We start from the raw sequence: 8,933 nt of genomic DNA on the forward strand, positions 1-8,933 counted from the left end.
GGCGGGGCGCGGGGCGGGCTGCGGCTGCTGCGCGAACGCGGGAAGCGAAACGGCGGCTGCAAGCATCACGGCGAGACCGGCGCAGATCAGGGAGGGACGACCCATGGAAACCTCTGGAAGACGAATCAGTGCGGCTATTCTTGGCGTTCGCCGGGCGAAATGAAAAGCCCTGACCTCTTTCCAGTGGAGTACGGCGAAAATGGGACTCGGCCCGGGCCAGTGGCGCCACCGACATTATTATAAAGAAATCGCCGGATTTTGGTCGGCGCAGGGGCTATAGTAAGGCCGCCGAAAGTGTGGAAGGCCTATGGAATACGGGCCGAACGCCCCCAAAAAGGAACTCTATAGCCTATCATTATGGCACGATTTCGGGCTTCTCCGGGAGGCGCAAAAATGCCGCACGGGCTTTTCCCGCCAGATATTGCGGCGGCAGGCAAACTGTGATTGAAGCAGACCATATAGCTTGGATTCTGCGTTCGGTTTGATCGAGATCAGACGCATGGGGAGATATGTAGTGATGAACAGGGCTTTTGCAGTGATGACGGCGCTCATCTGTCTGCTCTTTGCTTCCGCAGGTTTTGCGGACCAGCCGCATCCGTGGCAGATTGATTTCCAGGCGGCTGCAACGCCGATCATGCACCAGATCCGCTGGTTCAACCATTATACTCTGTGGTTCATCGTGCCGGTGACGCTGCTGGTCCTGGCGCTGCTGGTCGTCGTCGCGGTGAAGTTCCGTGCGAGCGCCAATCCGGTGCCGTCGCGCGTCAGCCACAATACGGCGATCGAGATCATCTGGACGCTTGGCCCGGTTCTCATTCTCTTCTTCCTCGCCATCCCCTCCTTCAACCTGTTGAATGCCCAGCTCGAAATTCCGGACTCGGACATGACCGTCAAGGCCACTGCCACCCAGTGGCAGTGGAACTACGAATATGAAGGCATGCAGACCCCGGTCGCCTTCGATTCGTACCTGCTGAAGGATCCCGATCGCGCGAGCGCCGGCAAGACCGATCTCGCCGTCTATCCGAAGCTGCTGGCCGTCGATAACGAACTGATCATCCCGGTCAACAAGACCGTGCGCATGCTGGTGACGGCCGCTCCGTCCGACGTTATCCATGCCTTCGCAATGCCGGCTTTCGGGATCAAGATCGACGCCGTTCCGGGTCGCCTCAACGAAACCTGGTTCAAGGCCGAGAATGAAGGCCTCTATTATGGCCAGTGCTCCGAGCTTTGCGGCAAGGACCATGCCTTCATGCCGATCGCCATCCGCGTCGTGTCTGAAGACAAGTACAAGGCTTGGCTCGCTGCTGCTGCGACCGACCTGCCGGGCGCCTACAAGGGCCTGATGGCAGCCGTCGACAAGCCGGCCGGCAACTTCGCCGTCGCCGCAAACGAATCCAAGTAATCAAGAGGAGTGAGGACAATGGCTGGACATTCCGCTCACGACGATCACGCTCAGGCTCGCACCTCTCACGATGCGCATGCTCACGACGATCATCATGATCATTCGCATAAGCCGGGCTTTGCCGCCCGCTGGCTGTTTTCGACCAACCACAAGGACATCGGCACGCTCTACCTGATCTTCGCGATCATCGCGGGCATCATTGGCGGCCTTCTTTCTGTTGCCATGCGCATGGAGCTGCAGGAGCCTGGCATCCAGATCTTCCACGGCCTGGCCGCGATAGTCTACGGCTACGAAGGCGACGCCGCGATCGATGGCGGCAAGCAGATGTTCAACATGTTCACCACCGCTCACGCACTGATCATGATCTTCTTCATGGTCATGCCGGCGATGATCGGCGGTTTCGCCAACTGGATGGTGCCGATCATGATCGGCGCGCCGGACATGGCTTTCCCGCGCCTGAACAACATCTCCTTCTGGCTGATCGTTCCGGCCTTCCTGCTGCTGCTGCTGTCGATGTTCGTCGAGGGCCCGGCAGGCGCCTATGGCGTCGGTGGCGGCTGGACCATGTATCCGCCGCTCTCGACCGCGGGCAATCCGGGACCGGCAGTCGACCTGGCGATCTTCGCGCTGCATGTCGCCGGCGCGTCCTCGATCCTCGGTGCGATCAACTTCATCACCACGATACTCAACATGCGCGCTCCGGGCATGACGCTGCACAAGATGCCGCTCTTCGCCTGGTCGGTTCTGGTTACCGCCTTCCTGCTGCTGCTTTCGCTGCCGGTCCTGGCGGGCGCCATCACCATGCTTCTGACTGACCGCAACTTCGGCACCACCTTCTTCTCTCCGGAAGGCGGCGGCGACCCGATCCTGTTCCAGCACCTGTTCTGGTTCTTCGGTCACCCGGAAGTCTACATCCTGATCCTGCCCGGCTTCGGCATCATCAGCCATATCGTTTCGACCTTCTCGAAGAAGCCCGTCTTCGGTTATCTCGGCATGGCCTACGCCATGGTCGCGATCGGCGCCGTCGGCTTCATCGTCTGGGCCCACCACATGTACACGGTCGGCATGTCGCTCGACACGCAGCGTTACTTCGTCTTCGCGACGATGGTCATTGCCGTCCCGACCGGCATCAAGATTTTCTCCTGGATCGCGACGATGTGGGGCGGCTCCTTGACCTTCTCCACCCCGATGATCTGGGCAATCGGCTTCATCTTCCTGTTCACCGTCGGCGGCGTCACGGGCGTCCAGCTCGCCAACGCCGGCCTCGACCGGTCGCTGCATGATACCTATTACGTCGTGGCCCACTTCCACTACGTTCTGTCGCTCGGCGCGGTCTTCGCCATCTTCGCGGCCTGGTATTACTGGTTCCCGAAGATGTTCGGCTACATGTACAACGAGTTCATCGGCAAGCTGCACTTCTGGGTCATGTTCATCGGTGTGAACCTGGTGTTCTTCCCGCAGCACTTCCTCGGCCTCGCCGGCATGCCGCGCCGCTACATCGACTATCCGGATGCATTTGCCGGCTGGAACTACGTTTCCTCCGTCGGCTCCTACATTTCCTTCGTCGGCGTGCTGATCTTCCTCTTCGGCGTCTGGGAAGCCTTCGCAAAGAAGCGCGTTGCCGGCGACAATCCATGGGGCGAAGGCGCGACGACGCTGGAATGGCAGCTTTCTTCGCCGCCGCCGTACCACCAGTGGGAACAGCTGCCGCGCGTCAAGTAAGCGGTTCATCTTTGAAGAAGGGCATCGCGGCAGCGCGATGCCTTGAAATACCAAACAGGACGGTTCAATGACGGTTATGGACAATCACGACGCTCTCGGCACCGATGGAGGCTCGCGCCTCTCGGAAGCGAGCGCGCGCGATTTCTTCGAGCTCCTGAAGCCCCGGGTGATGTCGCTCGTGGTCTTCACCGCATTCGCCGGCCTCATTCTGGCGCCAGGTCAGATCAATCCGGTCCTCGGCGTGATTTCTATTCTCTGCATCGCGGTCGGCGCTGGCGCCTCCGGTGCGCTCAACATGTGGTATGACGCCGATATCGACGCCATTATGAGCCGCACCGCCAAGCGCCCAATTCCGGCCGGGCGCATCCTGCCCGAGGAAGCGCTCGCTTTCGGCCTGACGCTTTCGGTCTTTTCGGTGGTCATCCTCGGCCTCGCGGTCAACTGGTTTTCAGCCGGCCTGCTCGCCTTCACGATCTTCTTTTACGCCGTCGTCTACACGATGTGGCTGAAGCGTTCGACGCCGCAAAACATCGTCATCGGCGGCGCTTCCGGCGCTTTCCCGCCGATGATTGGCTGGGCCTGCGTGACGGGCGGCGTGTCGCTCGACAGCATTCTTCTGTTCCTGATCATCTTCCTGTGGACGCCGGCGCATTTCTGGGCGCTCGCGCTCTTCAAGATGCGCGACTACGGCTCGGTCGGCGTGCCGATGATGCCGATTGTTGCAGGCGAAGCCTCCACCAAGAACCAGATGATCGTCTATGCTGTGCTGACCGCTGTCATTGCGGTCGCTCCCACCTTCACCGGTCTTGCCGGCTTCGGTTACGGCATCTTCGCCGCCGTGCTTGGCGCGATCTTCGTCATCTGTTCCATCGCCGTCCGGCGCATGCCAGACGGCGACGAGAAGATGATGCCGGCGAAGAAGATGTTCGCCTATTCGATCATCTATCTCTTTGCGATCTTCTCGGGCCTGCTGGCCGACCGGCTGCTGGCGGGGGTGCCGCACCTCCTGGGAGGTTTGCTGTGATCGAGACAGTCAAGCTCAGCGAAGTCCAGAAGAAGTCGCGCCGCAACCGCAATATCGCGCTCGGCCTGGTTTTGGCCGGGCTTGTTGTCCTCTTCTACATCATGACGCTGGTGAAAATCGGCGGGGTCGGGAACTAGGGTGGAACCGATGGCGGACGGAATTCAGAACGGTCAGGCAAAACGGGTGAGCAACGCCGCGATCTTCGCCGGCTGCGCTGTTTTCGTGGCAGGCATGGTCGGCGCCGCCTATGCGTCCGTGCCGCTCTACCGGCTGTTCTGCCAGGTCACCGGCTATAACGGCACCACCCAGCGCGTCGAGCAGTATTCCGACAAGATCTTGAACAAGTCGATCCAGGTGACGTTCGACGCCAACATTTCGCCGGGCCTGAACTGGGAGTTCAAGCCCGCCAAGGCAGTCAGCCCGAAGATCGGCGAGACCGTGCAGATCGAATATAGCGCCACCAATCGATCGTCGAAGCCGACGACGGGCAGCGCCGTCTTCAACGTCACGCCGATGGAAGCGGGCGCCTATTTCAACAAGGTCGAGTGCTTCTGCTTCACGGAGCAGACGCTGCAGCCCGGCCAGTCGGTCCAGATGCCGGTGGTGTTCTTCGTTGACCCGGAGTTCGCCACGGCCCAAGAGACCAAGAACATCAAGACGATCACTCTGTCCTACACCTTCTATCCGAGCGAGCCGAGCAAACCGGTCGCCGCTCTGCCGGAAGGCCAGAAGGCGGGCGCCCAGAAGACGGGTACCCAGAACACAGGCGTGGGGAAACTTTAAGAGGGTTCGCCGGTTTTCCGGCGAAGCAGGCATTCATCCGGGGATTCTGACATGGCCGACGCGCATCAGAAAAATCACGACTACCACATCATCGATCCGAGCCCGTGGCCGATCCTGGCTTCGATCGGCGCCTTCATCATCACCTTTGGTGGCGTCGGTTACATGCGTTATCTGCATGGCGGCCAGTTCCATATCTTCGGCCTGAACCTTGCCACGCCGTGGCTCTTCTTCATCGGTCTTGCGATCATCCTCTACACGATGATCGGCTGGTGGTCGGACACGATCAAGGAAGGCGACGCCGGCGCCCATACCCGCGTCGTCTCGCTGCACCTGCGCTACGGCATGATCATGTTCATCGCTTCCGAAGTGATGTTCTTCGTCGCCTGGTTCTGGGCCTTCTTCGATGCCAGCCTCTATGCCAACGAGGCGATCCAGGCGACCCGCGTCGAGTTCCTCGGCGGTCAGTGGCCGCCGAAGGGCGTCGAGGTCCTCGATCCCTGGCACCTGCCGATCTACAACACCGTCATCCTGCTTTTGTCGGGCACCTGCGTCACCTGGGCTCACCATGCGCTGCTGCACGGCGATCGCAAGGGCCTGGTCACCGGCCTGGCGCTCACCGTTGCGCTCGGCATCCTGTTCTCCAGCGTCCAGGCTTACGAGTACATGCACGCTCCGTTCGCGTTCTCGAACTCGATCTACGGTGCGACTTTCTTCATGGCGACTGGCTTCCACGGGTTCCACGTGCTGATCGGCACGATCTTCCTGCTGGTCTGCCTGCTGCGCGCGGTTGCCGGAGGCTTTACGCCTACCAAGCATTTCGGCTTCGAAGCCGCCGCCTGGTACTGGCACTTCGTCGACGTGGTCTGGCTCTTCCTGTTCTTCGCCATCTACGTCTGGGGTGGCTGGGGCGCCCCGCTGGCCCATTGATCGGGTCGATATGAATTTCGGGGAGGGCGGCGACAAGCCGCCCTTTTTCTTTTGCGGAATGTCCCAAATTTGTTACATTGATGTTGGATGGTTGGGGTGCTGAAGAAGATTGTCGGGCGGTTTTATGCGACCGGAAGCGGCCGTAAGCCCGTCCGCGATTGGCTGATGGAGCTTTCCCGCGAAGACCGACGGCAGATCGGCATCGATATCCAGCGCGTCGAATTCGGATGGCCGCTCGGAATGCCCTATTGCCGGTCGCTCGGTCATGCTCTGTGGGAAGTTCGAAGCAACCTGTCTTCGGGCCGCATCGCAAGAGTGATCTTCTTCATTCATGAGGAAGAAATGATCCTGCTGCACGGGTTCGAAAAGAAAACGCAAAAGACGCCGGCGCAGGACATCGATCTGGCCTTGAAACGAAAAAGAGAGATAGACGCATGAACGACGCGAAAGGCTATGTCGACAGAACCGAAAGCTTCGATGACTTCCTCGACGCCGACGGTCTCTTGGAGGAAACCGAGGCGGTTGCCCTGAAACAGGTGATCGCCGATCAGGTTCGGACGGCGATGGCTGAGAAGGGGCTGACGAAGAAGGCCATGGCGGAACGTATGCATTCCAGCCGCCAGCAACTCGATCGGCTGCTCGATCCGCATTATCCGTCCGTCACGTTGCTCACGCTCCGCCGCGCCGCCGCGGCTGTCGGAAGAACGCTTCGCATCGAACTGGTTTGATCCATGAACATTCAGACGAAGACCAGGCCTGAAACGCCGGCCCGCGGCCGTGGCCGGATGATCGCGACTGTGATCGCGGTGCTGGCGGCGCTGGTCATCCTCTTGTCGCTCGGCACCTGGCAGGTGGAGCGGCTGCATTGGAAGGAAGGGCTGCTCGCCGATATCGCCGAGCGGCGGGCCGCCACCCCCGTCCAGCTTTCCGACATCGAAGCAATGCAAAAATCCGGCGGCGATATCGAATATCGCCGCGTCTCGGTTACCGGCACGTTCGACCACCCGAAGGAACGGCATTTCTTCGCGACCTTCAACGGCCAGACCGGGTTCTACGTCTATACGCCGATGACGCTTGCCGATGACCGCGTCCTGTTCGTCAACCGCGGTTTCGTGCCTTACGAGATGAAGGACCCGAAGACCCGCGCCGCCGGAGAGGTTGCCGGCCAGCAGACCGTCACCGGTTACGCCCGCGTGCGGCTCGGCGAAAAGCCGTCCTCGATCGTGCCGGACAACGATCTGGCGAAGAACATCTTCTACTGGAAGGATCTCGATGCGATGGCCTCGACCACCGGCATCGACGTGTCGAAGGTGGTGCAGTTCTTCGTGGATGCCGATGCGTCGGTCGCCAATCCGGGCGGCTGGCCGAAGGGCGGCGTCACTCAGTTCGACTTGCCGAACAGCCACCTGCAATATGCCGTCACCTGGTACGGTCTGGCGGCGGCCCTGGTCGCAGTCGTTATCGGCATGGTTTTTCGCCGCAAGCGCGCCTGAGCCCGCATGGTCTGAAATCCGCAATTGCGATAGCCTTGTCGAAGGGTCAAGGGAATCGGGGGCGACGTCATGACACTTCTGGCGAATATCTTTGTAGCGCTGACCGCACTTCTGCATGTCGGGTTTCTGGTCCTCGAAATGTTCCTCTGGACCGGCCCGACCGGCCGGAAAGTGTTCCGCATGTCGCCGGAACAGGCCGCGGCGACGAAGGTTCTCGCCGCCAATCAGGGCCTCTACAACGGCTTCCTGGCGGCCGGCCTTTTCTGGTCGCTGCTGCAGGCCGATCCCGTCTTCGCCTTCCAACTGAAGCTCTTCTTTCTTGTGTGCGTCATCATTGCCGCTATATATGGCGCGTGGTCGGTCAAGCCGCGCATCCTGCTCATCCAGGGCGGTCCGGCCATTCTCGCTCTCGTGTTGACAGTCCTGGCGTCCTGATTTGATGGCATCATCCATTCTAGAAAAAAGCCCGCTCAAGATCCGCCTCTGCGGCCCGCGCGGTTTCTGCGCCGGCGTCGACCGGGCGATCCAGATCGTCGTGCTGGCGCTGAAGGAGTATGGCGCCCCGGTCTATGTTCGCCACGAGATCGTCCACAACCGTTATGTGGTCGAAGGGCTGGAAGCCAAGGGCGCGATTTTCGTCGAGGAGCTGGACGAGATCCCGGCCGAACATCGCGAGCAGCCGGTGGTGTTTTCCGCCCATGGCGTGCCCAAATCGGTGCCGGAGGATGCAGAGGCCCGCAATCTCTTTTATCTCGATGCCACCTGCCCTTTGGTTTCGAAAGTCCACAAGCAGGCGATGCGCCACCAGCGCCTCGGTCGCCACGTAGTGCTGATCGGCCATGCCGGTCATCCGGAAGTGATCGGCACGATGGGCCAGCTGCCGCCGGGCACGGTGTCGCTGATCGATACGATCGCCGATGCGGAAGCCTACATTCCCGAGGATCCCGACAATCTCGGCTATGTCACCCAGACGACGCTCTCGGTCGACGACACCGCAGGCGTCATCGCCAAGCTGCAGGAGCGTTTCCCGAACCTCACCGCGCCTTCCGCCGACAGCATCTGCTACGCCACCACCAACCGCCAGGAAGCGGTGAAGGAAGCAGCTCCCGGCTGCGACCTCTTCATCGTCGTCGGCGCACCGAACTCGTCGAACTCCAAGCGGCTTGTCGAAGTGGCGCTCCGAGCCGGGGCCAAGCGCTCCCTCCTGGTGCAACGCGCCTCCGAATTGAACTGGGACGAGATCGGCCGCATCGGCACGCTCGGCCTTTCCGCCGGCGCATCGGCCCCGGAAGTCATCGTCGACGAGATCATCGCCGCCTTCAAGGACCGTTTCGACGCCGAGATCGAGCTGGCGATCACCGCGGAAGAAACCGAAAACTTCCTCGTCAACCGCGAGCTGCGCAACGTGCCTTTGACGGTCGACGATATGGCCTGGGTGAATGGAGCGCGAGCGTGAGCGAGTGTGGCCTGGAGCACCCCCCTTGTAACTTCCCTTTATCCGCTTTTGGCGATTTACTGCCAGATGCGGTGGCGGATGGGAGACCGAACCTCCCTTGGGACATCAAGCCCGTGGCAGAGCCTG

At 60.9% G+C, this 8,933-nt stretch carries 11 protein-coding genes; all 11 read left to right on the forward strand.

The features are described from left to right. Positions 1 to 517 precede the first annotated feature (517 nt). The 11 genes from coxB (at position 518) to ispH (ending at position 8,807) form a co-directional block, all read left to right on the forward strand. On the forward strand, positions 518 to 1,402 hold the full coding sequence (coxB, locus tag MOV63_RS31295) for a cytochrome c oxidase subunit II (RefSeq protein ID WP_046601497.1): 885 nt from the start codon (positions 518 to 520) through the stop codon (positions 1,400 to 1,402). 18 nt (positions 1,403 to 1,420) lie between these two features. Continuing rightward, positions 1,421 to 3,124 carry a cytochrome c oxidase subunit I gene (gene ctaD, locus MOV63_RS31300; RefSeq protein WP_038540628.1) on the forward strand — a complete coding sequence of 568 codons (1,704 nt, stop codon included), beginning with the start codon at positions 1,421 to 1,423 and terminating at the stop codon, positions 3,122 to 3,124. Between the two features lie 67 nt (positions 3,125 to 3,191). Continuing rightward, entirely contained in the window at positions 3,192 to 4,148 is a 957-nt protein-coding gene (locus MOV63_RS31305; RefSeq protein WP_247039614.1) for a heme o synthase, read from the forward strand. Beyond that, a complete protein-coding gene (locus tag MOV63_RS31310) occupies positions 4,145 to 4,285 on the forward strand; it encodes a hypothetical protein (protein WP_162182318.1) in 141 nt (46 codons plus the stop codon). Before MOV63_RS31305 ends, MOV63_RS31310 begins: the two co-directional genes overlap by 4 nt. Positions 4,286 to 4,295: 10 nt before the next feature. After that, positions 4,296 to 4,931 carry a cytochrome c oxidase assembly protein gene (locus MOV63_RS31315; RefSeq protein ID WP_038548842.1) on the forward strand — a complete coding sequence of 212 codons (636 nt, stop codon included), beginning with the start codon at positions 4,296 to 4,298 and terminating at the stop codon, positions 4,929 to 4,931. Positions 4,932 to 4,982: 51 nt separating this feature from the next. Then, complete coding sequence (locus MOV63_RS31320) at positions 4,983 to 5,858, forward strand: cytochrome c oxidase subunit 3 (RefSeq protein WP_038540634.1); 876 nt, start codon at positions 4,983 to 4,985, stop codon at positions 5,856 to 5,858. 87 nt (positions 5,859 to 5,945) lie between these two features. Further along, the gene (locus MOV63_RS31325) at positions 5,946 to 6,296 is read left to right on the forward strand and encodes a type II toxin-antitoxin system RelE/ParE family toxin (protein WP_247039616.1); all 351 of its coding nucleotides are present in this window, start codon (positions 5,946 to 5,948) and stop codon (positions 6,294 to 6,296) included. Then, positions 6,293 to 6,586, forward strand: coding sequence for a helix-turn-helix domain-containing protein (locus tag MOV63_RS31330; protein WP_247039618.1), 294 nt, complete (start codon positions 6,293 to 6,295; stop codon positions 6,584 to 6,586). Before MOV63_RS31325 ends, MOV63_RS31330 begins: the two co-directional genes overlap by 4 nt. A gap of 57 nt (positions 6,587 to 6,643) precedes the next feature. Continuing rightward, positions 6,644 to 7,351, forward strand: a complete 708-nt coding sequence (locus MOV63_RS31335) for an SURF1 family protein (protein WP_247039625.1) — start codon at positions 6,644 to 6,646, stop codon at positions 7,349 to 7,351. Positions 7,352 to 7,420: 69 nt separating this feature from the next. Then, on the forward strand, positions 7,421 to 7,786 hold the full coding sequence (locus tag MOV63_RS31340; RefSeq protein ID WP_247039620.1) for a DUF1304 domain-containing protein: 366 nt from the start codon (positions 7,421 to 7,423) through the stop codon (positions 7,784 to 7,786). A 4-nt stretch (positions 7,787 to 7,790) separates the two neighbouring features. After that, the gene (ispH, locus tag MOV63_RS31345; protein ID WP_247039622.1) at positions 7,791 to 8,807 is read left to right on the forward strand and encodes a 4-hydroxy-3-methylbut-2-enyl diphosphate reductase; all 1,017 of its coding nucleotides are present in this window, start codon (positions 7,791 to 7,793) and stop codon (positions 8,805 to 8,807) included. Positions 8,808 to 8,933: the final 126 nt, after the last annotated feature.

Source organism: Neorhizobium sp. SHOUNA12A (assembly GCF_023006505.1).
Lineage (GTDB): Bacteria > Pseudomonadota > Alphaproteobacteria > Rhizobiales > Rhizobiaceae > Neorhizobium.